26 protein-coding genes, 1 tRNA gene and 1 pseudogene are annotated in these 25,800 nt (G+C 59.7%); 10 read left to right on the top strand and 18 right to left on the bottom strand.

From position 1 onward, the window contains the following. Window positions 1-82 precede the first annotated feature (82 nt). Together msrA and EKM88_RS07835 are read right to left on the bottom strand one after the other, a co-directional pair. Window positions 83-874, bottom strand: a complete 792-nt coding sequence (msrA, locus tag EKM88_RS07840) for a peptide-methionine (S)-S-oxide reductase MsrA (protein ID WP_125704910.1) — start codon at window positions 872-874, stop codon at window positions 83-85. Continuing rightward, a complete protein-coding gene (locus tag EKM88_RS07835) occupies window positions 871-1,518 on the bottom strand; it encodes a YoaK family protein (RefSeq protein ID WP_125704908.1) in 648 nt (215 codons plus the stop codon). The genes msrA and EKM88_RS07835 overlap by 4 nt, the downstream gene beginning before the upstream one ends. Window positions 1,519-1,943: 425 nt before the next feature. Here EKM88_RS07835 and asnA point away from each other — a divergent pair, with 425 nt between their 5' ends. Further along, window positions 1,944-2,951: an aspartate--ammonia ligase gene (gene asnA / locus EKM88_RS07830; protein WP_125704906.1), complete on the top strand. Its 1,008-nt coding sequence runs from the start codon at window positions 1,944-1,946 to the stop codon at window positions 2,949-2,951. Window positions 2,952-3,010: 59 nt separating this feature from the next. On the opposite strand, the gene EKM88_RS07825 is transcribed toward asnA, so the two are convergent. Further along, window positions 3,011-4,006, bottom strand: coding sequence for a hypothetical protein (locus EKM88_RS07825; protein ID WP_125704904.1), 996 nt, complete (start codon window positions 4,004-4,006; stop codon window positions 3,011-3,013). A 375-nt stretch (window positions 4,007-4,381) separates the two neighbouring features. Between EKM88_RS07825 and EKM88_RS07820 the strand changes: the two genes are divergently transcribed. Continuing rightward, window positions 4,382-4,452: transfer RNA gene (locus EKM88_RS07820), tRNA-Gln, on the top strand. A 156-nt stretch (window positions 4,453-4,608) separates the two neighbouring features. On the opposite strand, the gene EKM88_RS07815 is transcribed toward EKM88_RS07820, so the two are convergent. Further along, window positions 4,609-5,049 carry a hypothetical protein gene (locus EKM88_RS07815; protein WP_125704902.1) on the bottom strand — a complete coding sequence of 147 codons (441 nt, stop codon included), beginning with the start codon at window positions 5,047-5,049 and terminating at the stop codon, window positions 4,609-4,611. A 147-nt stretch (window positions 5,050-5,196) separates the two neighbouring features. On the opposite strand from EKM88_RS07815, the gene EKM88_RS07810 reads away from it, so the two are divergent. From EKM88_RS07810 to EKM88_RS13325, 3 genes are read left to right on the top strand one after another with little or no spacing between them, the layout of a single operon-like run. Continuing rightward, on the top strand, window positions 5,197-5,535 hold the full coding sequence (locus tag EKM88_RS07810) for a PadR family transcriptional regulator (RefSeq protein ID WP_125704900.1): 339 nt from the start codon (window positions 5,197-5,199) through the stop codon (window positions 5,533-5,535). Continuing rightward, window positions 5,532-6,119: a DUF1700 domain-containing protein gene (locus tag EKM88_RS07805; protein WP_125704898.1), complete on the top strand. Its 588-nt coding sequence runs from the start codon at window positions 5,532-5,534 to the stop codon at window positions 6,117-6,119. The genes EKM88_RS07810 and EKM88_RS07805 overlap by 4 nt, the downstream gene beginning before the upstream one ends. Beyond that, on the top strand, window positions 6,116-6,265 hold the full coding sequence (locus tag EKM88_RS13325; RefSeq protein WP_164512046.1) for a hypothetical protein: 150 nt from the start codon (window positions 6,116-6,118) through the stop codon (window positions 6,263-6,265). The genes EKM88_RS07805 and EKM88_RS13325 overlap by 4 nt, the downstream gene beginning before the upstream one ends. A 224-nt stretch (window positions 6,266-6,489) precedes the next feature. Here the strand turns inward: EKM88_RS13325 and EKM88_RS07800 are convergent, their stop codons facing one another. Then, on the bottom strand, window positions 6,490-7,095 hold the full coding sequence (locus EKM88_RS07800) for a histidine phosphatase family protein (RefSeq protein WP_125704896.1): 606 nt from the start codon (window positions 7,093-7,095) through the stop codon (window positions 6,490-6,492). A gap of 53 nt (window positions 7,096-7,148) precedes the next feature. Then, window positions 7,149-7,670, bottom strand: a pseudogene (locus EKM88_RS07795) (GNAT family N-acetyltransferase). 123 nt (window positions 7,671-7,793) lie between these two features. Between EKM88_RS07795 and EKM88_RS07790 the strand changes: the two are divergent. Together EKM88_RS07790 and EKM88_RS07785 are read left to right on the top strand one after the other, a co-directional pair. Then, on the top strand, window positions 7,794-9,170 hold the full coding sequence (locus tag EKM88_RS07790; protein ID WP_125704894.1) for an MFS transporter: 1,377 nt from the start codon (window positions 7,794-7,796) through the stop codon (window positions 9,168-9,170). Window positions 9,171-9,258: 88 nt separating this feature from the next. Next, window positions 9,259-10,602: a metallophosphoesterase gene (locus EKM88_RS07785; RefSeq protein ID WP_225418454.1), complete on the top strand. Its 1,344-nt coding sequence runs from the start codon at window positions 9,259-9,261 to the stop codon at window positions 10,600-10,602. A gap of 40 nt (window positions 10,603-10,642) precedes the next feature. On the opposite strand, the gene EKM88_RS07780 is transcribed toward EKM88_RS07785, so the two are convergent. The 9 genes from EKM88_RS07780 to murB form a co-directional block, all read right to left on the bottom strand. Then, window positions 10,643-11,038 (bottom strand): iron-sulfur cluster biosynthesis family protein, encoded by a 396-nt coding sequence (locus EKM88_RS07780; RefSeq protein WP_125704890.1) that lies wholly within the window; start codon window positions 11,036-11,038, stop codon window positions 10,643-10,645. A gap of 243 nt (window positions 11,039-11,281) precedes the next feature. After that, window positions 11,282-13,807 carry a M1 family metallopeptidase gene (locus tag EKM88_RS07775; protein WP_125704888.1) on the bottom strand — a complete coding sequence of 842 codons (2,526 nt, stop codon included), beginning with the start codon at window positions 13,805-13,807 and terminating at the stop codon, window positions 11,282-11,284. Between the two features lie 249 nt (window positions 13,808-14,056). After that, window positions 14,057-15,130, bottom strand: coding sequence for an ABC transporter substrate-binding protein (locus EKM88_RS07770; protein ID WP_125704886.1), 1,074 nt, complete (start codon window positions 15,128-15,130; stop codon window positions 14,057-14,059). After that, window positions 15,127-15,936: an ABC transporter permease gene (locus EKM88_RS07765; RefSeq protein ID WP_125704883.1), complete on the bottom strand. Its 810-nt coding sequence runs from the start codon at window positions 15,934-15,936 to the stop codon at window positions 15,127-15,129. Before EKM88_RS07765 ends, EKM88_RS07770 begins: the two co-directional genes overlap by 4 nt. Beyond that, a complete protein-coding gene (locus tag EKM88_RS07760) occupies window positions 15,933-16,751 on the bottom strand; it encodes an ABC transporter permease (protein ID WP_125704881.1) in 819 nt (272 codons plus the stop codon). The genes EKM88_RS07765 and EKM88_RS07760 overlap by 4 nt, the downstream gene beginning before the upstream one ends. An 11-nt stretch (window positions 16,752-16,762) precedes the next feature. Beyond that, a complete protein-coding gene (locus tag EKM88_RS07755) occupies window positions 16,763-17,851 on the bottom strand; it encodes an ABC transporter ATP-binding protein (protein ID WP_125704879.1) in 1,089 nt (362 codons plus the stop codon). Between the two features lie 24 nt (window positions 17,852-17,875). Further along, window positions 17,876-18,415: a helix-turn-helix domain-containing protein gene (locus EKM88_RS07750; protein ID WP_125704877.1), complete on the bottom strand. Its 540-nt coding sequence runs from the start codon at window positions 18,413-18,415 to the stop codon at window positions 17,876-17,878. 223 nt (window positions 18,416-18,638) lie between these two features. Then, window positions 18,639-20,747 (bottom strand): cation:proton antiporter, encoded by a 2,109-nt coding sequence (locus tag EKM88_RS07745; protein ID WP_125704875.1) that lies wholly within the window; start codon window positions 20,745-20,747, stop codon window positions 18,639-18,641. Between the two features lie 134 nt (window positions 20,748-20,881). Beyond that, window positions 20,882-21,778, bottom strand: a complete 897-nt coding sequence (murB, locus tag EKM88_RS07740) for a UDP-N-acetylmuramate dehydrogenase (RefSeq protein ID WP_125704873.1) — start codon at window positions 21,776-21,778, stop codon at window positions 20,882-20,884. A 113-nt stretch (window positions 21,779-21,891) separates the two neighbouring features. Here murB and EKM88_RS07735 point away from each other — a divergent pair, with 113 nt between their 5' ends. Beyond that, a complete protein-coding gene (locus EKM88_RS07735) occupies window positions 21,892-22,659 on the top strand; it encodes an exodeoxyribonuclease III (RefSeq protein WP_125704870.1) in 768 nt (255 codons plus the stop codon). Between the two features lies 1 nt (window position 22,660). After that, on the top strand, window positions 22,661-23,200 hold the full coding sequence (locus EKM88_RS07730) for a 3'-5' exonuclease (RefSeq protein ID WP_125704868.1): 540 nt from the start codon (window positions 22,661-22,663) through the stop codon (window positions 23,198-23,200). A gap of 44 nt (window positions 23,201-23,244) precedes the next feature. Here the strand turns inward: EKM88_RS07730 and EKM88_RS07725 are convergent, their stop codons facing one another. Both EKM88_RS07725 and EKM88_RS07720 read right to left on the bottom strand, forming a co-directional pair. Further along, window positions 23,245-23,691 (bottom strand): helix-turn-helix transcriptional regulator, encoded by a 447-nt coding sequence (locus tag EKM88_RS07725; protein WP_125704866.1) that lies wholly within the window; start codon window positions 23,689-23,691, stop codon window positions 23,245-23,247. Window positions 23,692-23,827: 136 nt separating this feature from the next. Then, window positions 23,828-24,388 (bottom strand): putative immunity protein, encoded by a 561-nt coding sequence (locus tag EKM88_RS07720; RefSeq protein ID WP_125704864.1) that lies wholly within the window; start codon window positions 24,386-24,388, stop codon window positions 23,828-23,830. A gap of 194 nt (window positions 24,389-24,582) precedes the next feature. Here EKM88_RS07720 and EKM88_RS07715 point away from each other — a divergent pair, with 194 nt between their 5' ends. Then, a complete protein-coding gene (locus EKM88_RS07715; RefSeq protein WP_125704862.1) occupies window positions 24,583-24,915 on the top strand; it encodes a DUF2200 family protein in 333 nt (110 codons plus the stop codon). A gap of 71 nt (window positions 24,916-24,986) precedes the next feature. On the opposite strand, the gene EKM88_RS07710 is transcribed toward EKM88_RS07715, so the two are convergent. After that, window positions 24,987-25,796 carry a DUF1129 domain-containing protein gene (locus EKM88_RS07710; protein ID WP_125704860.1) on the bottom strand — a complete coding sequence of 270 codons (810 nt, stop codon included), beginning with the start codon at window positions 25,794-25,796 and terminating at the stop codon, window positions 24,987-24,989. Window positions 25,797-25,800 lie beyond the last annotated feature (4 nt).

Here is a 25,800-nt window from a genome sequence, read left to right as displayed (position 1 = left end):
AGCAACCGCCACCAGCAAAAACATGGGCGTGGTTGCTGGTTTTTTCGGAGTGATCTGAACCAAATCCGTCGCACGGACATGGTCACCGACTCAGGCGCTGCGTCAACTGCTCGTACTTCATCAACTGCGCCCGCTCGCGCATGATCGCGCGGTAGCGCTTCGGCTGCTTGCGGTAGAAGTCCTGGTGTCGGTTTTCTGCCGGCCAAAATGGCCCCGCCGCGACGACTTCAACCGCCACCGGTCGCGCACTCGCCGCTGCGGTCCGCGCCACAAGCGCGGTGGCCGCCGCCTGCTGGGCCGCATTCAGATAGAAGATCTTGGCCTGGTAGCGCGCGCCACGGTCTTGGAACTGGCCGTGCGCATCGAACGGATCGATCAACCCCCAGTACGTGGTCAGTAGCGTCTGGTAGTCCAGCACTCGCGTGTCGTAGATGATCTCCACCGCTTCAACGTGCCCGGTGCTCCCCCCTTGCACCTGCTCATACGTGGGATTGGCCGTGGTCCCGCCGGTGTAGCCGGACACCACCGCCACGATCCCGGGGTGCTGGTCGAACGGGTGCACCATGCACCAGAAACAGCCCCCGGCAAAGATGGCGCGCGCCTGATGCGCTGGATCACTGGTGTAAAACGGCGTGAGGTCGAACTGCGCCACCGCCTCCCCCTTCAACGTATCGTAGAAGTCGGCGACATCCGGCGTCAGGTTATCGCGCACTGCCAGCGGGCGCAACGCCGCTTCCAGGGTAGCCAGGGCCGCCGCCGGGCGCGCGCCAGCCTCAATGGCAAGCTTTGCCGCCTTCAGTTGCGCGCGCTCCCAGTCGCGGGTGCCCGGCGCAAGCATCAGGTTAATGAGGGTGGCCAACGTATTTTCCGTCATCCCACCACCCCCGCGATCAGTAGCAGGCTGGCCGGCAGCCCCAGCGCCAACCGGGCGTCCCACTGCACAAGCGCCGCCACCCCCGCCGCCCCTACAGCAAAAGTCAGCATGATCACGGCCGTGCGGCCCGCTCGGGTGCGGGCCGGCAGGTCCCCGAAAAGCCAACCATCCAGCAGGCTTTCCGTCAGCGTGCGCAGGTTGCCAGTCATCATGAGCGGCGTGAAGGGCGCCCCGTTTAGCTGGCGAAACTCCTGTAACAGCGCCGCCGCAGCCAGGGAAAGCCCCGCCACGGCCAGTGGGTCACTGACATGCGGCCCCAATGCCCACACGCCGCCCAGCAAGAGCAACACATAGCCGATGATGGCGCGCCGCCGGTGGTTGCGGTGATGCACGAAGCGGCGGTGGCGCTGCACCAGCCGCACGATCAGTGTGCCCGCCGCAAAAGCGGCCAGCGCCAGCAGGTAGCGGCTCATCGCCGTCCAGTGGCCTTGCCCGCCTTGCACGCCTAACAGGATCAGATTCCCCGTTTGCAGGCCGGCAAACACGCCGCCGTGCACCAAGTACGAGTAGGCGTCCAGCCCACCGGCCGCTGCGGTCAATAGCGCCCCGAAGGCCGTTGATTCAAAATGTGTGGTGCGTGTCATGCGCCCACCTCCCTATCCCCAACATTATCGCGAATCAGTTGATTGTGCGCAAGCAATTAGTTTTCACTTAGGGTTTGACAAACGGTCAAAACATGCTAGTATAGTCGCAACAATAAAAAACGAACGACGATATGCGAGACGAGTAAGCGGTGCGACCTGACAGTGAGCTGGGGTGAGTGGAAACTCAGCGAGGCACCGAGCCGCCGAATAACACTCGCGTTGTCTCGCGCTGAACGCTTTGGCTAGTAGGCGGCGACGTGAACCGGGACGTTATCATCCGGTAGCGCATGCTTGTGCGCTTGTGAGGTGGCCTGCTTGCAGGCAACTTGGGTGGTACCGCGAAAACAGTCCTTTTCGTCCCTTGTCTGAGACAAGGGACGTTTTATTTTGCCTCAGGATCATTCTTAATCTTAGGAGGCATTGTTATGCACACCATTTACCCCACCGATTACGACCCAAAGCTGTCCGTCCGCCAGACCCAAGAAGCGATTCGCTACATCCGCGAAACGTTCCAAGATGAGTTCGGCAAGCAACTGAACCTCTCCCGAGTGTCCGCCCCGATGATGGTGGACCGCGCCACCGGACTAAACGATAACCTGAACGGCACCGAGGCTCCTGTGGCCTTCACAATGAGCGACATGCCCGGCGAAACGATGGAGATCGTCCACAGTCTCGCGAAGTGGAAGCGGGCCGCGCTCGGCCGCTTCGGCTTCAAACCCGGCGAAGGTCTGTACACCAACATGAACGCGATTCGCAAAGATGAGGACCTCGACAACTTCCACTCCATCTACGTTGACCAGTGGGATTGGGAAAAAGTGATCACCAAAGACCAGCGCACCATGGCGACCCTTCAGGCCACCGTTCAGCAGATCTTCAAAGTGATCAAGCACATGGAACACGAAGTCTGGTACAAGTACCCGACCGCCGTGCACCACCTGCCCGATGAGCTGCACTTCGTCACCACCCAGGAGCTTGAGGACCGCTGGCCGGACCTTGACCCGATGACGCGGGAAAACAAGATCGCCCAGGAATACGGCGCCGTGTTCATTATGCAGATCGGCGGTCCGCTCAAGTCCGGCGAGCGCCACGACGGCCGCGCGCCAGACTACGATGACTGGTCGCTGAACGGCGACCTTGTCTTCTGGTACGAACCGCTCAACACGAAACTCGAGATCTCCAGCATGGGCATCCGCGTGGACGAGGCCGCTATGGCGCGCCAACTGAAGCTGGCCCACGCCGAGGACCGCCTGCGCCTGCCTTTCCACCAGCAGATCATGAACGCCGAGCTCCCATATTCCATCGGTGGCGGTATCGGCCAATCACGCCTGTGCATGCTGCTCCTGGGCAAGGCCCACGTCGGTGAGGTACAGGCCAGCGTCTGGCCGCAAACGATGATCGACGACTGCGAGGCCCATCAGATCCACATTCTGTAACAAAAAAGACAATTCAGTCTCCTCTGACAAGGAAAATTGAATTGTCTTTTTTACTAGTATTATTGTGCAATCTTGTCAACGCTGACAGATGGAATTGTAATTTTGCCACCCATCGTTGATTTGTAAGTCAGTAATCCTGCTGAGGTCCCAAAAACGGTGATTTGATCATCTTCTAATACTCGCGATGAAACGGCAGTATCTTTCCATTCACACAAGATAACTTGATCGTAGTTACCACCAACTGCTAACCTTGCCTGCACGGAATCATCGCCCTCAATAATCTGAATCACTTTACCCGAAAACTTCACTTTCTTAAAGATGTAAGAATCTGGTGTACGAGCCAGCTGATCATAAGTGGTGCCGGTTTCGTAACCTTTACGTTCTTCTTCTGCCTTAGCAGCAGCCGCCGCAGCGGCCTGTTCGGCGGCAGCTTTGTCTGCAGCGGCTTTATCCGCAGCTGCTTTTTCAATCTCTGGCATTTTCTGCTCCAACTGAGTTAAGCGCGTTGTATCCAGTTGCACTTTTTGACTATCCGTCAGAGTGTCATAACTTTGGCGAGCATTCAACAGCTGATCTTTTTGCTCAACCGAAAGTTCCGTCACCATTGGTAATGCATCAAATAGTGTCTGAACTTTCTGAACTGCCTGCTCGTCTGCCGTAGCTGTTTTCTCGTACGGTGACATTTTCTTTTGATAAGCAGCATGCTGAGTTTTAAGGCGATCGTAAGAATCACTAATCTGAGAATACTGACTCGAGATATCCGCTTTCTGTGCCTTTAACTGTTCACTTTTTGCCTCCAGTTTTTGAACCTGAAGACCTTGTCCCGTATTACCCAACCACAGTGACAGAAGTATTGTAGTCACAAGAACCACTATAATTCCCATTGCAAAACGGAACCAATCATTAAAATGCTCATCACGCATAATTAACCAGGCCCCGATTGGTGGACATAGTAATGTCACCAGAATCAACCCTTCAGGGGTCTTTGCCCACCCCCAAATCTTTCCTGTGCGATTTTGAACCGAACGACATATATTACTCCAAAACTGTTTCAATGCTCATCCCCCTTAATATATAAAAATCATATCAAGGCATAATTAGAGTGACGAACACAGAATCATTATATATTGATTTCCGTTAGATTCATTTACTAAGTGGTACTTTAAAGAGTTTAATGTGGCTCTCCGCAACTTAGTGTTAGTCTGATGTCCTCAGTCGTTTCGTTTATCACAATTTAGTTATCATGCTGTCATTTATGCTCACGCTATTACTCAGGAACTCACGATTAATTTAAACCTAGTTCTTAATTAAGAGGCGGGTCAACGCCGATATCTTGTTGGCTTCGTTTTTGAATTTCTTTCCGTTTTTTGGCGGTTTCCGGTTGACATTCGCCTGGTTTTTTCCTAAACTATTACTCGTGCTTAAGTTATTGGGTAGTAGCGAAGTGGTAACGCAGTGGACTCTGAATCCATAATCATAGGTTCGATCCCTATCTACCCAATCATGACCGCGTCTCGCTGGAGGCGCGGTTTTTTTGTACGACGGAGCGAAGTGGCGCGGTTATGATGGTTGGGCTAAGACCGCCCCCTCATGCGACACGTAGCTCGACGATCCGGCTCCCGTTGCACGCAAAAAACGGGCCGCAACCCGTTTTTCATTACGATTGGCGGAAGATCCGCACGCGATACTTCTCAAACCAGTCCTTGGCCAAACCGCGCTCCGCGGTCAAAAGTAGCCCTCGGTCCGCATAGACGCGCTGCCCCTGTGTGGCGTAAATCGCACGGGCCTGTTGTGCCAGGTCATTCGACTTGAACACAAGCAGCTGCAAGGTCACACCGCTGTCGCTGGTGAAGCGGACCCCGCTGGTGGCGGTCACGCCATTCGGCAGCGTGCCGACATCGATGGCGGTCGCCGCGTTGACGGTCAGGCCAGCTTCTTTCACGTGGTCGAGATAATCCTGCGGGGTTTTGGCCGCCGCGCGACTTGTGCTTGTGGTCGTGCCGGCGGATTGCTCGGCGGCGGTGGGCGCACAGCCTGCCAGCCCCAGGGTCAGGCCCAGGGCGGCGACCAGCAGCCCCCGCATCATTTTCAGTTGCATTCGGTTGTCCTTCTTTCTCATAGTGCCATTATCCCGATGCAAGGTGGTGCGTGCATCCGTCCCAAGTCCGAGGCGACCGATTTCGGCCCTAAGACCGAGGGCGGTTGATAGTGTGTATTGTATACTATGCAAAAAGGGGGCGCTTTGATGGACAGTCAGCTCAAAAAAGGCCTGCTCGAATACAGCGTCCTTGCCGCGCTGGCGCCGGCCGATTCGTATGGCTACCAAGTGATCAAGGACTGCCCACCGGCGCTTGGGGTCACGTTGTCTACGCTGTACCCGCTGTTGCGCCGGCTGGAAAGCGATGGCCGCGTGACCACGTTCACCCGGTTGCACCAAGGGCGCGCGCGCAAGTACTACCACCTGACGTCGCTCGGGCGCAAAAGCATTCAGGACTTTGTGGCGGAGTGGCCACAGGTCGAAACCGTTGTGGAACAGATACAAGCGGCAGCCCAAATGCTGCCTGACCAGGAGGCCCAAAAATGACTCGAGAAACTTTTCTAATGCGGCTTGGCACTGGCTTGCGGGGTCACGTGCCCGCCGGTGAGGCTAAGCGGCTCGTCGCCTACTACGATGAGATGATCCAGGACCTGATAGAGGATGGCAGCACGGAAGCTGACGCGGTCGCGCAGGTGGGTGACCCCAATGACCTGGTCTTTGCTGCCGCGCAGTCGGTACCCGAAACACCAAGCCAGCCGGCGCATCCGCGGCTCCTCCTGTGGCTGCTGCTCATCTTGGGCGCCCCACTGTGGGGGGCTCTTGCGGTGGCGGCGCTGTGCGTGGTCGCCAGCCTGGATCTGATCCTGTGGTGCGGCCCACTGATTGGGGCGTGTCTGGCGTCTGGCTTCACCCTTGGGGGTGGCCTGGCCGTTGTGGTCAGCCCCTTTGCGCTCATCGGCACATTCGACTACGGCCTCACTCAGCTCGGCGCCGGCTTGCTACTACTGGGGGCGGGACTGCTCATCGGCTGGGCGACCTGGCAGCTGACGCGCCTGTGCTGGCGTGGGCACGCGCTGCTTTTCCGCTGGGTGGCCACACAATGGCAGCGGCCAAAGGCGGTGTTCGCATGAAACCACGTCGCCTCCTCCCGCTCGCCCTCGGACTGATCGTCTTCGGCGCTGTGCTTGCCTTCGCCGGCGTCGCCTTGAACCATTTTGACCCCAGCGCTTACGCCAATGTCGGCGACCACTGGTACACCCTTCTTCACTTCAACTAACACACACGAAAAAGCTAAGCCAAAACGCGGTTACGCCCAGCTTATCAAATGGCGCCCCTGACAAACCTAAGTGCTGGTTTGTCAGGGGCGCCGTCTTATACAGGCAGGGCATTGCATTTTGACTCCTCCTATTCCGGGATCGTCACGACGCATTCTTGGCCCGCTCATTATTTCTCGGGCCCTTTTTGCGTGTCGCGCTCATCGCGACTTGTTCCGCCGGTGAATCAAACCAGCGCCTGGTCGTAACTTTCAAGCCGCGGCCGGAAGCCGTCGTTTTCGTCCAAGTGCACCTGGTTCAGCGTCACGTTGTGGACCGTCCCGAAACTGAACACCGGCGCGTGCAAGACGGCTGCCATCAGTGCCCGGATGGTCATGCCGTGGCACACCACGAGCACCGCATCGCTCGGGTGCGCCTGCTCGACATCCGCCAAAAACGCGGCGGTGCGCGCGATCACGCTGGCATAAGACTCAGCGCCTGGCGCGTACTTGGCATAGTTTTCGTTAAACATCCCCATGTAGTCGAAGGCATCGGGGTGAACCGTGCGAATCGGGTCCGCGGACAGGCCTTCCCACTCCCCGAAGTGCATCTCCTCGATCCGCGCATCGAGCTGAATGTCTGGGCGGTCAGCGGTCAGGATCTGCGCCGTCTTCTGCGCGCGCTGCAAGGGGCTGGCGTAAACGGCATCGAAGCGGTCCCAGTCGTACGCGGCGCGCACCTTCTGGGCGTAAGCCACGCCTTCTGCTGACAGCGGCACGTCGGAATCCGCGCCTGAGATGAGGTCCTGGTGGTTGGCGACGCTAATACTGTGGCGAACGACGATTAAATCCATGACTAGAGTTCCTCCTCAAAAATCGTAAGTGCTTACACAGTATACACCAAGACTCATTGCGCTGCAGGCCGGTCCACCGCAAACCCGAGGTGTGGCATATCGATCCCGTAATAGTGCTTTACCATGCGCCCGCGCACCAGCATGCCATTGCGGATCGCCACGTTCATCGACGCGAGGTTCGTGTCGCGAATGATCTACCAGACGCGCGGCACCTGCAGCTGATCGAACGCGTAGGCTTTGACGCCGCGCGCGGCCTCAATGGCGTAGCCCTGATGCCAGAAGCGGCGCTCCAGCAAGTAGCCAATTTCGACCACCGCTGTGTCGTTAAAGTTTTGCCGTGTCAGACCGCACTGGCCGAGGAACTGACCGTCACTTTGGCGGATCACCGCCCACAGCCCGAAGCCATCGGTTTGATAACACGTCAGCATTTTGGTCAGCCAGGCCACACACTCCGCGTCACTGAAGGCGTGCGCGTAGGCGTACATGGCGAGTGGGTCGGTCAGCGTGCGGCACAGGGCCGGCAGGTCAGCCTCGGTCAGCGGACGGAGGGTCAAGCGAGCGGTTTGGGTGATCATTAGCGACTCCTTTATCTTTTTTCTCACAACACCTCAGTATACGCCAACGCGACCAAAGTTGACATTTCGCCCGGATGGCGACAAGATGGAAGCATTACGTTTTCAGAAAAAGGACGGTGCCCAATGCAAGCAAAGAACCAGACCAACCCGATGCTAGTGGTCGCGATCGTGGCCTTGATGTCGTTCATGGGCGTGCTGACGGAAACGGCGATGAATGTCACCTTTCCCGCCTTGATGCGCGAGTTTCATGTCACCCTCAGCACCGTGCAGTGGGTCACGGCCGGCTACCTCCTGACGACCGCACTGGTGATGCTGACCTCGGCCTACATGAAACGCCGCTCCACCAATCGCGCCCTGTTCACCGCAGCCGCCCTACTTTTCATCACCGGCGACGTGGTCTGCGGCCTCGCGCCCACCTTCTGGGTGCTGCTGCTCGGCCGGCTGATTCAGGCGGGCTGCGTCGGGCTGTGCACGCCATTGATGGTCAATATTATCTTGGACGTCGTGCCGCGGGCGAAGCTTGGCGCCTACATCGGCATGGCCAACTTGATCATTCTGATCGCCCCTGCGCTGGGGCCGACATTTGGCGGCGCAGTCGTCGCGTTTGCGGACTGGCGCTGGCTGTTTTGGGGCACGTTGCCGGTGGCACTGGTGCTGCTGGCGCTGGGCCACCGCCGCATCCAACAGTACACCCCAACCGGCCAGTACGCCTTTGACTGGGGCCGGTTTGCCATGCTCAGTGTCAGCCTCATCACTCTGATTACCGGTCTTAACGCGCTGGGCAGCGGCCAATGGCTTCAGGCGACGGTGCTGTTTGGGCTCGGGGCTGCCACGCTGTGGGGATTCATCCGCGCCTCGCGTCATGCCACACGCGCGCTGTTTTCCCTGGCGGTGTTCAAGGCCCCGGCCTTTCTTTACAGCTTCTTGCCTTACGTGCTACTTCAGTTCGCCAATGTCGGCATCAACTTCCTGCTGCCCAACTACGTGCAGGACGTGTTCGCGGCCAGCTCGCTGATCGGCGGGCTGGTGCTGTTGCCAGGCAGTGTCCTCAACGGTGCCGGCCAGCCCGTCTACGGGTGGCTGCTCGATCGCTTCGGGGGCAAGCTCCCCCTGTACCTTGGCGATGCGCTGTTCACGCTGGGCCTGCTGGCAATGGCCGTCTTTGGCGCGCGCATGGGCGTCCTCGGCGTGACGATCGCCTACCTCATCTTTGCGATGGGCCGCTCCATGGCCTTTGGTAATTCGGTTGCCTTTGGCCTCAAGCATCTAGACCAGTCCCTGCAAAACGATGCCAACGCGCTATACAACACCGGCCAGCAGGTCGCCGGGGCGATCGGCACCACGGTTTTGGCGCTGATGATGGGGATGCGCCACGAACCCGGTTGGACTCACGCGCAGGCCGTCGCGGCCGGCTCGTTTTGGGCGTTCGTGCTCTTGATCGTGTTTGGGGGCATTATCTTCCTGCTGTTCCGCCGCCTGGTGCACGGCGCGGCCAAATAACCCTCGCCGCCGGTCGCACCGTGGCGTATAATGCGGGCAGACTTGTCCTCAAGCCAATTCAAGTGTTCGAGGTGAACGGATGAAATTCATGCTAAAACTCACGGCGGCGCTGCTGGTTTTGACCGCCACGGCCTGGGGCCTCAGCCAGGCTGCCCCACACGCCCCCGTGCATCAGCTCACCCAGGCCGACAAGACTGATTTTTGGGTGCTGTCCGACACGCACTTCATTGACCCGGCCCTTCACGATCAGAAGCAGGCCTTCACCGCCATCAAGCAAAGCACAGCCGGCAAGGACCTGGACTACCAGCCGGTCGCGATCCGCGCGTTCGTGCACGCCGCACTCAAGGCCAAGCCCACCGCGGTGGTGATCACCGGCGACATCACCTTTAACGGTGCGCTGGCTTCTGCCAAGGGCCTGGCCAAACGCCTCAGGCCGCTGCAAAAAGCCGGTATTCGCGTGCTGGTGGTGCCGGGCAACCACGACATCTATGACGGCTGGGCCCGCGCGTTCAAAGGCCAAAATCAGCTGAAGGTGGCGCAGATCGGCCCGACGGACTGGCAGCGCGTTTTCCCTGACGGCTACATGCACGCCACTAGTGAAGACACCGATTCGCTGTCTTACACCGTTGACCTGAACAACCAGTACCAGCTCATCCTGCTGGACAGTTGCATCTATCCGATCCAGGCCAGTTCCAGCAACCCCAACACCGGTGGCGTTTTGACCCCGACAACGCTTAAGTGGCTGCGCGCGCGCCTGCAGGCCGCCAAACAGGCCGGGCGCACCAGCCTGGTGTTCATGCACCACACTCTGTACTCGCACAGCCAAATGATCAGCACCGGTTTCGTGTTGAGCAACGCCGATAAGTTGCGGCAGGTGCTGACTGACTATCAGGTCCCGGTGCTGTTTTCAGGCCACATTCACGCCCAAGACGTGATGAACGACCCAGACAACCAGTGCCCCACCACCGAGGTGACCTCCGGTAGCTTCGCCGTGTCGCCCGGCAGCTACGGTAAGGTGACGGTCACGCCGACCAAGCTGACCTACCGCATGGCCACCACCGACCTGACGCCGGTGCTCACGGCCAAAGAGCGCCAGAACAAGGACCTGACGCACTATCAGACCTACCTCAAGTCGCTGTTTGCCGGCCACGGTGGCATGATGGCGGCCCGCATGCTGAGCGCGCAGCCCGGGGTCAGTGACGCGGACCTCAAGGCGGCCGTCAAGCTGCTCGATGACCTGAACTGGCGCTACCTCGCCGGCGCGGACTCACCGACGCAGGCCGAACTGGCCAAGCTGCACGCCAGCCGCGGTTACCAGGTCTGCGCCACGGTGCCAAGCCTCAAGGCCTACGTTGACAGCCAGATGCAAGACACCAACGTCAACGACCGGCACTTCACCAAGACCATCGCCTTGCCAGACCAACCGAATTAAAAAGCTGCCACGCAAGGCTCGCGAGGCAGCTTTTTTGACTTTAACAGGTTGCGCCTTCCAGCAGGATGCCCCGCTCAAACGCCGCCAACACTTCTTGGCCCGTGGCGATCCGAACGCTTGCGTCCAACGCGTGGGCGTTGTCCTTAAGGCTGATGGCCCCGTTGGCGTAGTCCATCGCAAGCCCCGGACCGAGGAAGATCAGATCGTAGTCCGAGGTGTGCAGGTGCAGCCCTGCATCGTTGCGCAGGGTCACCGGATAATCGGGATCGGGGGCGTCCAGCACGATCAAGGTGAACTTGGTGCCAATGCTACAAGCGCCGCCCTGCAGGGAGTACTTGCCACCGCCATCGTCGGTGATCAAGAGCAGCTCGCGGTCGGCCAGCCCGCGCTCGCGCAGCCGCGCCACCAATGCGTCAGATAGTTGAATCTCTGCCATGTTTTCACGCTCCTTTACTCTCAGTGTGCCAGCTTTGGCACTTGATTTCAATTGTGCCCAAGCAATGAGACAGAATCAGGGCCCTTTTTAGGCTAGCATGTGTTTTAAAATCCCGGACCCCGGTCCAGCCAGTGACACTTCCAGCTCCGGTGGGTGGCGGCGGAACGCGTGCTATGAGAACTTTTTAAAACACACCCTAGCGCACCAAAAAACCGGTCGCAAGCGGCCGGCTCTTTCAGGTGCTTATAAGGCGTTCGCGACCGCCGCAGTGACCGCGGCCTGGTCAGCCGCGATCAGAGCAACGCGGCCTTCGATTACCTTCGTGTCCATAATGATTTCACGGGTCACCGCCTGGTCCTTGAGCTTTGGCTCGAAGAAAGCCTTAAACTCGGCCAGGCGTTCCGGCGTCTCGAAGATTCGGGCCACAACCGTGATGTAGGTCGGGAACTCCATGTCCCCGCCGACGGTTTGCTCTAACCAGCCCCATTCGGTGCGCAGCCAATCCCAGGCCGCCTGTTGCCCCTGCGGGTTGGCCAGCACGCCGCGGAACCAACTCCGCAGGTCCTGCGGCTTGATGATCGTGGCGTCCTCGAACGCCGTCACGATCCGCGCGATCAGTGCCGGGTCCGGCGTGTTGGTCAACGCCGCCGCCAAGTCTTCCTTGTAGCTCGGGTCGGATGTCGCCTCGTAGGCCGCCAGCAACTGATCGAACAGCGCGACGCTACCGTAGTGCTTGACCTCGTTGATGAGCAAATAAGCGCGCGTGTCAGCCGGCAGCTCGGCGTAATCCGCCACCGCGGCCGTGATGGCATGGGCCGCGGCCTGCTCCGCTGGGTTTTCCGCATAAACCGCGGCCGCCAGTGCGTATGGCCGGATCAGCAAATCATCGTTGCTTTCCCCTGCCTGAGACTGCCAGCCCAGCCGGGCCACCTGCGCGGCGCTCAACTGGTCAAACAGCTGCTTGAGTTGCGCCTCTGCCGGGGTCTTGGGTTGGGCAAACTTCTTGAGGTTGACGGCCGCTTGGTACAGCGCGGCGTACACCACGTTAGCCCGGGTGTCGGCGAACTGCTTAAGTAGCGGCACCACGGCGGCGTAGGACTGCTTGCCCCCTTCGGCCAACAGTCGCGCGTCTTGTAGCAACTGCAGCTGGTCGATGGCGTCAAGTGTGGCGACCTGCGCCAGCAGATCCTGGCTCAGCGTTTCATCGTAGGCCACGATGAAGTGGGAATTATTGCCCACATTCAGCCGCAGCGGCTTGCCGGCAGCCTGCCGCAGGGCGGTGTAATCGCCAAGGTCGAGGGTGGCCGCGGTCATGAGGGTCGGGGCGGCAAAGTTGGCGTTCAGCGGAATCTGCCAAACGCGGTCCGCATTGACCCCTGCCCCGATGAAGAACTGCGCCTGCGTGAGCACGAGGTGGCCCGCCTGCACTTGTGCGGTCACGACCGGGTAGCCCGGCTGCTCGAGCCAAGACGTCATGATGGCGCCGACATCCAAGCCCGAGGCAGCGCCCAGCGCGGCCCACAGGTCGGCGCCGGTGGCGTTGCCGTACTGATGCGCCTCAAAGTAAGCTTTGAGCCCCTTGCGCAAGGCGTCATCGCCCAGCAGGGCACGCACCATGACCAGCATCCGGGCCCCTTTGGCGTAAACGATCGCACCATCGAACAGCGCATCGATCTCGGCCGGGTCTTCCACCTGCACGTGCACGGACTGCACGCCATCAGTGGCATCGCGTTGCAGCGCAGCGGGGACATCGCCCGTTTGGAAGCTCTCCCAGATGTGCCAATCCGGCTCGATGGCGTCGATCGCCACGTACTCCATCATGTTGGCGAAGCTTTCATTCAGCCACAGGTCGTCCCACCACTTCATCGTCACTAAGTCGCCGAACCACTGGTGGGCCAACTCATGGGCGATCACCGTGGCCACGCGCTGCTTCAGCTCAAGCGCCGTGTTGTCGGGGTCAAGCGTGAGGTACACCTCGCGGTAGGTCACCAGGCCCCAGTTTTCCATCGCGCCGGCCGAGAAGTCTGGCAGCGCCAACTGCCAGGAGTGCGGCAGCGGGTACGGCGTCTGGTAGAAGTCTTCGTAAAACTCGATCGAGCGCTTGGCGATATCGAGCGCGAAGTCCAGTTCCTTGGCCTGGTGGGCCTTGGTGGCAAACACGCCGACCTGCACCCCGGACGCGGTGGTGGTCAGCTTGCTTTGCAGGTCCCCGAAGGCAAAGGCCACAAGGTACGTGGACATTTTCACCGTCGTGTCAAAGTAGTGGACACCGTCTTCAACGCGCAGCTCTGGCATGTTGGCCAGCACTGTTTCGCCTGGCTGCTCGTCGAACTTCAGCGCGAGGCTGAACGTTGCCTTGGCCTCGGGCTCATCGACACCGGGGAACGCCTGGCGCGCCGCCGTCGTTTCAAACTGCGTGCCGATGATCTGCTTGCGCTCGCCGTTCAGCTTGTAGTAGGACGGGTAAATGCCCATCATCGTGTCGGTCAACGGCGCCGTGTAGGTCAGTGTCACCGTCACATCACCCGCCTGCGGCAAGGTCAGCCGCACGGCCTCGGCCGCATCGTCTAGCGTGAACGGCACTGGGTCGTCGCCAGCCGTGACCGCGGTCACCTTCAGGTACTTCTGGTGCAAGGCGATCGTCGCCGTGGTGGCGTGCCCCGTGATCGTGGTCTGACCCGTGATCAGCTTGTTGCCGCGGTCGATGTCCAAGAACAAGTCATAGTGCGCGGGTTGGAACGTCTGATAGAAATGCGTGGATTCTGCCATAATAACCTCCGCAAAAATTTAGATTGTTTTCATTATACGCCGAATGCGCCGCTAAAGTGTAGCCTTCGGGCGAAATGGCGGTCGTTGCGCCTATTTTAGCACGCTTGGTCGTGGTGGGGCTGACGCTTTCCCAAGGTTGTGCGCATTTTTGGGCTAACACCAGACAACACCAGTTGACAAACTTCCACAAAAAAGCCCACCGCACCGGCATTATCTGCCAGTACGGTGAGCTATTGTCGTCCAAAACGGTTATTTTCTGAACATCTTAAATTCCAGGAACAAGTCATTGTACATCCCGACAATTTTCGGCGCTAGGTCCTCGTAAACCTCAGACTTCTCGATGACACTTTGATCCGGGTAGAACTGCTTGTCGTTTTGGACCGCCTTTGGCAGCCGATGCAGCGCGGCATCGTTCGGGGTCGAGTAGCCGACGTACTCGGCGTTTTGCGCCGCGTTCTTCGGGTCGTTCATGAAGTTCAGGAAGACGTAGATCGCCTTGAAGTGCTTGGCAGTCTTCGGGATCACGAGGTTGTCGAACCAGAGGTTGGAGCCTTCGCTCGGGACCACGTAGTGCAGGTGTGAGTTGTTGGCCATCATGTCGGCCGCCTCGCCGGACCAGTCAACGGCCAGCGGCGCCTCGCCTTCCGCCATGTACATCTTGATCTCATCGGCGACGACCGCCTTAACGTTCGGCGACAGCTGGTCGAGCTTGGCCTTAGCCAACTGCAGGGTGGTGGGGTTGGTGGTGTTCATCGACTTGCCCATGGACACCAGCGAAAAGCCGAGGATGTCGCGCGCCGAGTCGATCAGCATGATATCGCCGCGCCACTTCGGGTTCCATAAGTCATCCCAGTGTTGAATCTCGGACGCCTTTACGTACTCATCGTTATAGATGATCCCCAGTGTCCCCCAGAAATACGGAATGGAGTACTTGTTACCGGGGTCAAAGGAACGGTTCATGTAGAGGCTCCCGAAGTGATTGAGCCCGGTCAGCTTGCTTTTATCCAGCGGGATCAACATCTTGCTCTTGATCATCTTCTCAACCATGTACTCACTTGGCACAGTCAAGTCGTAGGCGGTGCCGCCCTGCTCGATCTTGGTGTACATCGCCTCGTTGGAATCAAAGGTCTCCTGGTTCACGTGATAGCCGCTTTGCTGCTCGAACTTCTTGATCAGCGCGGGGTCGATGTAGTCGCCCCAGTTGGCAAAGTTCAGCGTGTTATCGCCGGTGGCCCCTTGCGACTTTTGCAGGTGGGTGGACCACAGGCCGAGGCCGGTGACAACGGCGAGGATCGCAATGATCATACTGATGAGTTTTTTCATCGCAGCGCGCCTCCCTTCTTGCGGCTCTTACGGCTCTGAGCGCCTTGCTGAATGAAGTAGTACCCGATGACCAGCAGCAGCGCGAAGATGAACATCACACCGGACAGTGCGTTGATTTCAAGGCTGATCCCTTGGCGCGCGCGGGCGTAGATTTCGACAGCCAGGGTCTGAAAACCATTGCCGGTGACGAAGAAGGTCACGGCAAAATCATCCAGGGAGTACGTGAAGGCCATGAAGAACCCACTGAGAATACCCGGGGTGATGAACGGGACGATGATGCGCGAGAGCACCTGCCCCGTGGTGGAACCGAGATCGCGCGCCGCGTCCAGCATGGACTGGCGCATTTCCTGCAGCTTCGGCAGCACCATCAGCACCACGATCGGGATCGAAAAGGCGATGTGGCTCATTAGCACGGACATAAAGCCCAGCGGAACGTGCAGTGCGGTGAAGAAAATCAGGAAGCTTGCCCCGATGATGACGTCAGGCGACACCATCAGGATGTTGTTCAGGCTCAAGACGGTGTTCTTGAGCACCGGCCGGCTGGTACGCTGAATCGCAAGCGCCCCCAGCGTACCGATGATGGTGGCGATCAGGCTGGACAGCAGCGCCAGCAACAGCGTGTCGATCACGATCTGGATCATGCGCGTGTCCGCGAACAGCTCCTGGTAGTGTGCCCAGGTGAAGCCGTGGAAGTTGCTCATCGAATCTCCTTTAGAGAACGAGTAGGCGATGAGGTAGAAAATCGGCACGTAGAGCATGATGAAGACGGCGATCAGGTACAGGTTCGACCATTTCCACTTTTTCATGAGGCCCGGCCCCCCTTTCGCTTGCGTTCGCCGGTCAGGAACATGATGAGGAACATCGCGAGGATCAGCACCACGCCGATGGTCGAGCCCATTCCCCAGTTCATCGTGACCAGGAAGTGTTCCTCGATCGCCGTCCCCAGCGTGATCACACGGTTCCCACCGATCAGGCGCGTCAGCATGAACAAGCTGAGACTCGGAATGAAGACGGCCTGCACGCCGGCTTTGACCCCGCTCATGGTCAGCGGCAGGATCACCTTGGTGAAGGTCTGCCAGCTCTTGGCCCCCAGGTCACGGCTGGCGTTGACAAAGCCTTCGTTGAGCTCCTCGATCGCGTTAAAAATCGGCAGGATCATGAACGGAATTTCGATGTAGCTGGCCACGAAGATGAACGAGAAGTCCGTGAACAGAAACTGCTTGGGGCCGATCCCCATCATGCCCAGGAAGCTGTTGATGCCGCCGTCCTGGCTGAAGATCCCGATGAAGGCGTAGGCCTTCAGCAGCAGGTTGATCCAGGTCGGCAAGATGATCAGCAGCAGCCACAGCTGCTTGTGCTTGGTGTAGTGCAGCAGGTAGGCCGCCGGGTAGGAGATCAACAGCGTCAGCGCCGTGATGATGAACGCGTAAACCACCGAGTTGAGCGTCATCAAAATGTACGTGCCGGACTCAAAGTAGGTCGCGTAGTTCCCCAGCGTGAAGTGGCCAGCGATGTCAAAGAAGCTTTGGTAGATGATCAGCAGAACCGGGGCGATAACGAAGAGCCCCAGCCACAAGCCATACGGCACATAAAAGGCCAGATTGGTGGTGTTTTTCTTCAACTCGTCCCCTCCTATTCGCCTTCGTAGCGCTCCAAGCGGGCGTCAAAGTCTTCTTCGGACTCGTTCAACCGCATGACGTGAATGTCCTCGGGGTCGAAAGTCAGCCCCACCGTATCACCATCCTTGGCCGGGTTGGTGGAATGGATCAGCCACTCGTTCTTGGCCCCATCGTAAGCCACGATTTCGTAGTAATCCCCGCGGAACAGTTGCGTGTCCACCGTCACGGTCACCTTGCCCTGGTCCACCGAGGTCAGATCCAGGTCTTCCGGCCGTAGCACGACTTCGACTTGTTCGTGCGGGCGCATCCCGGCATCAGCACATTCGAACTGCTTACCGTTGAATTCCACCAGGTAGTCCTCGATCATGTAGCCGGACACGATGTTGGACTCGCCGATGAAGTCCGCCACAAAATGGTTGATCGGCTCGTCGTAGATGTCCACCGGGGTGCCGCTTTGCTGCACCTCGCCATCGTTCATGACGAAGATCTCATCGGACAGCGCCAGCGCCTCTTCCTGGTCATGGGTGACGAACAGGAAGGTGATGCCCAGGCGCTGCTGCAGTTCGCGCAGTTCGTACTGCATGTCCTTGCGCAGCTTCGCATCCAATGCGGACAGCGGCTCGTCCAAAAGCAGCACGGCGGGCTCCAGCACGATGGCGCGGGCAATGGCGACACGCTGCTGCTGGCCGCCGGATAACTCCGCAATTTCGCGGTCTTCGTAGCCTTCCAGGCGCACCATTTTCAACGCGGACAGCACGCGCGCCTTGATGTCCTTTTTGGCCTGTTTCTGAATGCGCAGCCCGTACGCGACGTTTTCGAACACGTTCATGTGCGGGAACAGCGCGTAATCTTGGAACACCGTGTTCACCTTGCGCTCGTTGGCCGGAATGTCGTTGACCCGCTTGCCGGAGAACAGGACGTCCCCAGAGGTCACATCCAAAAAGCCGTTGATGGCGCGCAGGATCGTGGTTTTCCCACTCCCACTCGGACCCAGCAGCGTGTAGAACTTCCCCTGCTCGATCTCGATGTTGATGTCTTTTAAGACGACCGTGTCGCCATATGTTTTGTTCACGTGCTTCAGTTCGATGATGGTCTGACTCATTGTCCCCACTCCTTGATGATTGGTTTACAGATAAGAGGCGGTTGCCACCAGCAAAATTTCGCTTTTGCCTTTGGCGGCGTTGATGATGCGGTGCTGCTGGGTGGCGTGAAAGTAGATGGTTTCCCCGCGCTTGGCCGTGTGCTTGCTGTCGCCTAGAAGCAGCGTGACGCGCCCGCTCACCACGTAGATGAACGTCTCAGCCGGCGATGGCTCGAACGTCTTGAACGTGCCGCCTTCTGCCAGCGTGATGCGCACCGGCTCCATCTCGTTTTCGTTGCTTTCCGGCACTAACCAGCGCAGGTTGAACCCCCGCTCGGCGTCCAGGTACTCGACTTGATCTTCTTTTTTGTACACGATCTGCGCCGGTGTTTCCGTCGTGAAAAACTGTGCTGGGGTCTGCCCCAGCACGTTCAGGAGGTCAAAAAAAGTCTCCATCGACGGGGAACTCTGATTATGTTCCAGCTGCGAGATGTATCCCTTCGTCAGGTCGGTGCGCTCACCCAGTTCTTCTTGCGTCAGATTCTTTTGAATGCGCAAGTCTTTGATTTTCTGCCCAATGTCCATCGGCCACCCCCGCTACTCGGTTTCGTTAAACTAAACTCAAAGTTTAGTGTGCTCCGCTTATTATACGTCCTCGCGACCAAAATGCAACTGAACGTCCCCAAGAATTCCGTAACAGTTTGATGACAACGAAATTGGTTGCGCGGGGCCCGGTTCAAGTTGACCCTTCCTTTTTTCGCCACCAAAAAAGCAGCCTCATGAGAGACTGCTCAGAATGCGTGGCTGGCTAAAGCTCTTCCAGTTCGGTCAGATCCGCGGCATTTTCGGTGTAGTTGACGGTTTGGTTCAGCTTTTGGGCCAGACTGGTGCCGATGTAACCCTGCTCCAGTAGGTCGTGGATCGCTGCGCGCTCGGCCGCCAGCGCGATGGCCCGCAGCCGCTGGCTCTCCCGCTCGTACTGTACACTCTTGTGTGTGGTCAGAGCCTTGACACTGGCGATACGGTTGCGGTACTGGACGATGAGCGCGTAGATGACCTGTCGGTTGGCCTGGTCCTTGTGGTGCGCCGGGTCCTTCAGGTACGCGCTGATCGCCTTGAGGCCGGCCTTGGCCAGCTCCTTTTCGGCGTACAGCTGCTCTTGGTAGCGGCCGGCCTTGCGCTCACGCTCACTGGCGAGGCTGAGGGTCAGATGCCGCACCCGCAGCTGCACCTTGTCGAGGAGCATATGCAGGGTCGGGCGGCCCTTTTGCTGCGCCATCTCGGTCAAGTCACGTTCCTTGCCCAGCAGCTGACGGCGACTGCGGCGATAAACCTTCTCGCTGATTTCCGTGTCCTCATGCAGTGTGGCCAGCCGCGCGAGCTCCCCGCGCACGCCGACCAGGCGCAACTCGATCTCCTCTTGCACCATCGGCGGCAGCGTGGTGTGATTGTCGGCCTGCCGGTCCAGCCGGCGAATCAGATCCTGGTATTCCGTGATCAGATCCAGCACCGGCTTTTGATTCTGCTCCCGGCGCTCACTTTCCAGCCGGCGCACCGCCATCTGGTACAGGAAACGCTGTGCTTGGGCGGGCGTGATGCGGCGGACCTCCCGGGCTGCTTCTGCCGCAGCCGCGGTGTCGTCCACCGACAGTGCCGAGCCGCGCACCCGCAGTGGGGTGCGGCTCTTGGTCACCAACGGGAGTACCACCACCGCCGCGACCAGGCTCAGCACGACGAACCCGGCCGCGATGAACAGCATCAGGTTGCGCTCAGGAAACGGCGTGCCGTCCGCCAAGGTCAGCGGTACGGCCAGCACCCCGATCAGCGTAATGGCCCCGCGCACCCCCGAAAGCCCAGACAGCAGCGCGACCCCGAAGTGCGGGCGCTTGGTGTGGCTGCGCAAGGCGCCAAACAGCATGTAGCCGTAAGTCCACAGCGTGCGCAGTGCAAGCATCACCAGGTAAACCAACAGCACATCCAGCAGCGCGCGCCCCGTGTTGACCTCCCGGCTTTGAATCGCCATGCGCATCGCCACTGGCAGTTCGATGCCGAGGATCAGAAAAATCAGCCCGTTCAGCGTGTACACCACGATGTCCCACGTGCGCTCGGACACGATGCGCAACTCGGGCAGGGCCGAAATGTAGCGGTTACCGCCTGAGTTGTTGACCAGCCCGGCCACGACCACCGCAATGACGCCACTTGCGCCGATCACTTCGTCCACCAACAGATAAATCAGAAACGGGGTGACGAGCTGCAGCACCGTGTGCAAAATCACGTCATTGATCCCCTGTTGCAGCAACCACAGCCGCAGCACGTTGATGACCAGCATCAGCACCGCCCCGACCAGCGCACCAATCAGGCTGACGAAGAAGAAATCGCCCACCGCTTGGCTGACCACGAAACTCCCGGTGACCGCGGCGGCGATGCCGTATTTGAATCCGATCAGCCCGCTGGCGTCATTGATGAGGCTTTCGCCGCTGATCAGGTGCAGCAAGCTACTCGGCAGGGACACCCGGTTGGCCAGCGACTGCACCGCGATCGGGTCCGTCGGCGCCATGATCGCCGCCAGCGCAAAGCACGCCGCTAGCGGCATCGCCGGGATCAGCCAGTGCAGGAAGAAACCGCAGGCGAAGGTGATGAGAAACACCAGCCAGATGGCGTTGGCAAAGATCGGCCCCCGCAGCGCCCACAGTTCCTTTTTCGGAAAGCGCCGGCCATCGTTGTACAACAGCGGCGCCGTGAACAGCAGCATGAACCAATCGGTGGCCATTTCCAGCTGCACGCGAAAAATGAGGGCCGCCCCCAAGCCCAGAGCAGCCTGAATCAAGGCGACCGGCACGGCCACCAGGTAATGGCTGATCACATTGCTGACCAGCACCAGCGAGACCAGGAGTAAGACGGCTTCAACAACGTGCATGAGTGACCCCTTTCGAATCCAGAGCGAAGTGGCGCGCGCTTAGCGACACGTAGCTCGATGACCAGAGTGAAGTGGCGGAGTCGACATCGGCCCGCCCGCAACTCCGCCGATACCGACTAGCGGCGTGACGCCAGTCAGCCCTCGGTGCCGATAATGCGCACTTCCGGTTCAAGGTGCAATCCAAACTGCTCGAAGATGTTCTGCTGGACGTAGCGGATCATCGCCAGGTAGTCGGTGGCGGTCGCGTGGTCGATGTTCACGATGAAGCCTGCGTGTTTCTTAGAGATCTGGGCACCGCCGATCACGTGACCCTGCAGGCCGGCCTGCTGGATCATCGGCCCGACGTAATGGCCCACGGGGCGCTTGAACACGGAGCCGCAGGACGGGTACTCCAGTGGCTGCTTGGCCGCGCGCTTGGCGTTGAGCGCATCCATCTTGGTGCGGATCGTGTACTTATCACTGGCGGTCAACGCAAAGGTCGCGCTGAGCACGACGTCGCCGGTGTCCTGCACGATGCTGTGGCGGTAGCCCATCGCCATTTCGGCGTTAGTGTAGGTGCGCACCGTGCCATCGGGGCTGAGCACCGTGGCTTCAACCAGCACATCCGCGATTTCGCCGTCGTACGCACCGGCGTTCATGAACACCGCACCGCCGATGCTGCCCGGGATGCCACAGGCGAACTCCAGCCCGCTCAGACCAGCGGTGTACGCAAACTCGGTCGTATCGATCAGCCGCGCGCCGGCCTGCGCCGTCACCCGAGCGCCCGTCACGGTGATGGCGGCCATGTCGGTCAGGATCAGGGTCAGCCCGCGAATGCCACCGTCGCGCACGATCAAGTTGGAGGCGTTGCCGATAACAGTCAGCGGCAAGCCTTGCGCGTGCGCATAGGTGACCAGCGCCTGCACCTCCGCAGTGGTTTTGGGAAACGCCAGCCAGTCCGCGGGCCCGCCGGTTTTGGTGAAGGTGTAATGACTCAGAGGCTCGTGTTGCAGCAGCCGAATGCCGGCCAGCTCTGGCGTATCAAAAGACATGCGATCAAGTCCTTTCAGAGAATGTCTGGTCTTAGTTTAACACAACCGCAATTTGAGCCGCAGTCCCTTTTCAAGTACAATGAGGGCAAACAATTGGAATGGGAGTGCGTGCTTTGAAGCTGATTTCATGGAACGTCAACGGCCTGCGTGCCGTGTTAAAGAAGGATTTCTATGCGTCCTTCAACGAACTGGACGCCGATTGGTTCTGCCTGCAGGAAACGAAGATGCAGGCGGGCCAAGCGGAACTGGACCTGCCGGGCTACCACCAGTACTTCAACTACGCCGAGCGCAAGGGCTATTCGGGCACGGCGATCCTCACCAAGCACGAGCCGCTTGCGGTGACCTATGGCATCGGCGTGCCGGAACACGACACCGAGGGGCGCGTCATCACGCTGGAGTACCCCAACTTCTACCTCATCACGGTGTACACCCCCAACTCCGGTAGCGAGCTCAAGCGCCTGGACTACCGCCAGGACTGGGACAAGGCCTTCCTCGCCTACACCCAAGCACTCGCCGCGAAAAAGCCGTTGGTGTACTGCGGGGACCTGAACGTCGCGCACCAGCCCATCGACCTCAAGAACCCGACCAGCAACCACCACAACGCCGGGTTCACCGATGAGGAGCGCACCGACTTCACCACCCAACTGGCCGCCGGCTTCACCGACACCTTCCGCCACTTCTACCCGACGCAAGAGGAGATCTACTCGTGGTGGAGCTACCGCTTCGGGGCCCGAGCCCGCAACGCGGGGTGGCGCATCGACTACTTCGTGGCCAGCAACAACTTCGTGCCGTTCATCCAAGACGCCGCGATCCACACCGAGATCCTCGGCTCCGACCACTGCCCGGTCGAGCTGACCACCACCGATCTACTAGGAGACTAACATGGATTTTATCGCAATGGATTTTGAAACCGCCAACCGCCAGCGCGCCAGCGCCTGCAGCCTCGCCATCGTGGTGGTCGAACACGACCAGGTCACCGACAGCTTCTACACGCTGATCAATCCGGAAACCGACTTTGAGCCGCAAAACATCCGCATCCACGGCATTCGGCCCGCGATGGTGGCGGACGCCCCCACGTTTCCCGCCGTCTGGCCGCACATTCAGACCTTTTTCACCCCGCAGCGCTTGGTCACGGCGCACAACTCGCCGTTCGATGTCTCTGTGCTGCGCCGCACCCTTGAGCGCTACGACCTCGCCGTGCCGCAGTACCAGGTGATCGACACGGCCAAAACCGCCAAGCGGCTCATGCCCGAGCTGCCGAACCACCGGCTGGACACCGTCAGCGCCGCGCTGAACATCCCGCTGGCGCATCACCACCACGCGCTGGCTGACAGCTACGCCTGCGCGCGCATCCTGCTGGCCCAGGCTTCGGCGTTCGGTCCGCAGGCGCTGCGCCCGCTGCTGAAGCTGACGGCGGCATAAAAAACCCGGACTGCCCAACGGCGGTCCGGGTTTTTTATGTGAGGCTAGTGCTTCTGCCACACCTTCCCCAGAATGTCCTTCAGCACCAGCAAGGCATCGACCCGCGAGTAGCCGTACGCGGCCTGAAGCTGGTCGAGCAAGTCGGTGAGTGCCTGTGCGTAAGGCGCGCTGGCCACCGTTGCCTGATACGTTTTCAGCACCGGGTACTTCTGCCCCCAAGCCTTGGTCCAATCCACCTTCTTCACCGTTTCGTCAGACGTTTTCTCGATCGCCGTCTGAATCGCTTCCACCTCGAAGTCAAAATCGATCAGCGCGTCCAGCGTGAGGTGGTACAGGTGGGCCAGGTGCTTCGCTTGGCGAATGTCGGGTAGTGTCTCCCCCAGCTCCCACTTCGAGATCGTCTGGCGACTGACGCCCAGTTGTTCTGCCACAGCTTCTTGCGAAAGGCCGCTGGTTTTGCGCGCGGCCCCGAGATGTGTGCCTAATGTCATGATGATGCCTCCTTTGTCGTGCCTTTAGTTTACGCGTGCTTGCGCCGTCAGCACCACCAACCAAAGCCGGCAAGTATGGGGCGATTACGGGCGGCGCGTTCTGCCAAGCCTAACCCAACCGCGCCGGGGCGCTGAATCACTTTTGGTCCGCGCGCAACGCACGGTCCAGCATCGCCATCAGCTGGCCGACGCGGTTTGGCGGGTCGGGCTGCGGCGCAAAATGCCCCACGAGCACTGCCACGACCGGTGGGGCCGCGGCCACCGCCTGGTCCAGCAGCTGCTCGGCTTGCGTCGGGTCCCCGGTCGCAAGCTCAAGTGCGTAGGCCGAATACACGATCGGCCCTAACAGGTGTTGCGCCTGCAATGCGCCCGGTGCGCCCGCGGCCAGATCCATGTGCGTGTAAGCCATGGCATCTAGCGCACAAGCCGCCTTCGTCACAAACTTAGCGGCAGGTGGGACGGTTTTGCCCTGCTTGAACACCGCCATGGCGGCCGCACGCAACGCCTGCCCCCGCGGTGCCCCTTGCGCGTACTGGCGCGCCACAGCAACCGCCTCTTGCGCTCGCGCCAGCGCCGCCGGTGCCGCCGCCAAAAGCGGGAGCACCGCTTCGACAAACGGGAGCGCCCAGGCTGTGGCTTGCCGCAACTCGGGCTGGGCGGTGGTGGCGTTGGTTAGATCCAGTTTTACTGATGTCATTCTTGGCGTCCTCCGAAAAACGATCGTCCGCTTACCCATCGCGCGCAGGCACAGCCCCCTTATTGGCCACTAATTGCCACAACGCGATCAACTCGTTATGATCAGGGTGATACCCCCTTGCTGTCGCAACACGCCCGGCCCACCCATCGCGCGTCACGGCGCATGAGGGGCCGCTTAGCCGAAAGGAGTCCCGTATGTCCGAACGCGTTTTCCAGCTTTCCTTCAGCAAGCTCTATCCCTTATACCTGCAAAAAGTCACCCGCAAAGCGCGCACCCAGGCTGAACTTGATGCGGTGCTGACATGGCTGACCGGTTACGCGGCCGAGACCCTTCACACCAGTGACCTGCCCCTGCGTGAGTTTCTCGCGCAAGCTGCGATCGCCCCCAACGCGGCGCTGATCACCGGGGTCATCTGCGGGGTTCGTGTTGAGACCATCGCGGACCCCCTAATGCGCAAAATTCGTTACATGGACAAAGTGGTGGATGAGCTGGCAAAAGGTAAACCCGTGGCAGCCATTCAGCGCTAACCACATTCGCAAGCGCCGACACCCACTTGGGAACGCCGGCGCTCGTTTGATTGAAGTGATGCGATGATCCGCTACCGCACCATCTGCCCCACCACATGCAGGTGACTCACTTGGTAGAGTTCCACCCCGAACCCACATCCAAATACCACAAGGGCGACCCCAAAACTCGCCCACAGCGTCAGCCCCAGGCCAAGCGCAATCAGCGCCAAGCCGCCGCCGATCAGCCAGGCCAGCACCCACGGCAGCGCCAGGCGACGAAACGCGACGGCCAGCGCCGCATTGGCGAGTAGCAACACGCCGGTCACCCCACCGACGAGCCAGCACGCCACGGGGGTGGTGATCGACACTTCGGGCAGCCAGAACAGGCCGACGTAGGCCGCGATCACCACCACCAGGCTAAGCAAGAGGCGCCACAGCGTTTTGCGCTGCAAGTGATTGAAGTCCAGGCCGCGAAACAGCGGGGCGACCAGCATGAACAAGAGAAACAGGCCGATCCAGCTCAGCGCTTCCATCAGGTTGAAGCCCTCACCCAACCCGATCGTCAACACGATCCCGCCCATGGCCAGCAGCCCCATGCCGTTGAGCCCGGGCCACAGGCGCATCAGCCACTGCGCGGGAGTGGCCGGTGGCAGCTCCCGCACAATTTCATCCGCCGCTGTTTGCGGATCGGTGCCAAAATACGCTTTCGCCGCGATCCCTTCCGCCTGCGCCGTCACCAAGTCGATCAGGATGTCCTTGATGGCGTCCTCGATCGCTTCGCTGTCCTTGTGCCAGTGCGACCGAATATATGTGATGAGTGTTTCCGCGTACATGCGGTCAAGGCCATGCAGCGCCGTGACCCGCGCATCATTTGCTTTAACCAGATCCAACTCTTTTTTCATTCCG

Origin of the sequence: Lacticaseibacillus daqingensis, from assembly GCF_003946115.1 — a bacterium.
Classification (GTDB): domain Bacteria; phylum Bacillota; class Bacilli; order Lactobacillales; family Lactobacillaceae; genus Lacticaseibacillus; species Lacticaseibacillus daqingensis.
This window is presented reverse-complemented; position numbering and strand designations above follow the sequence as displayed.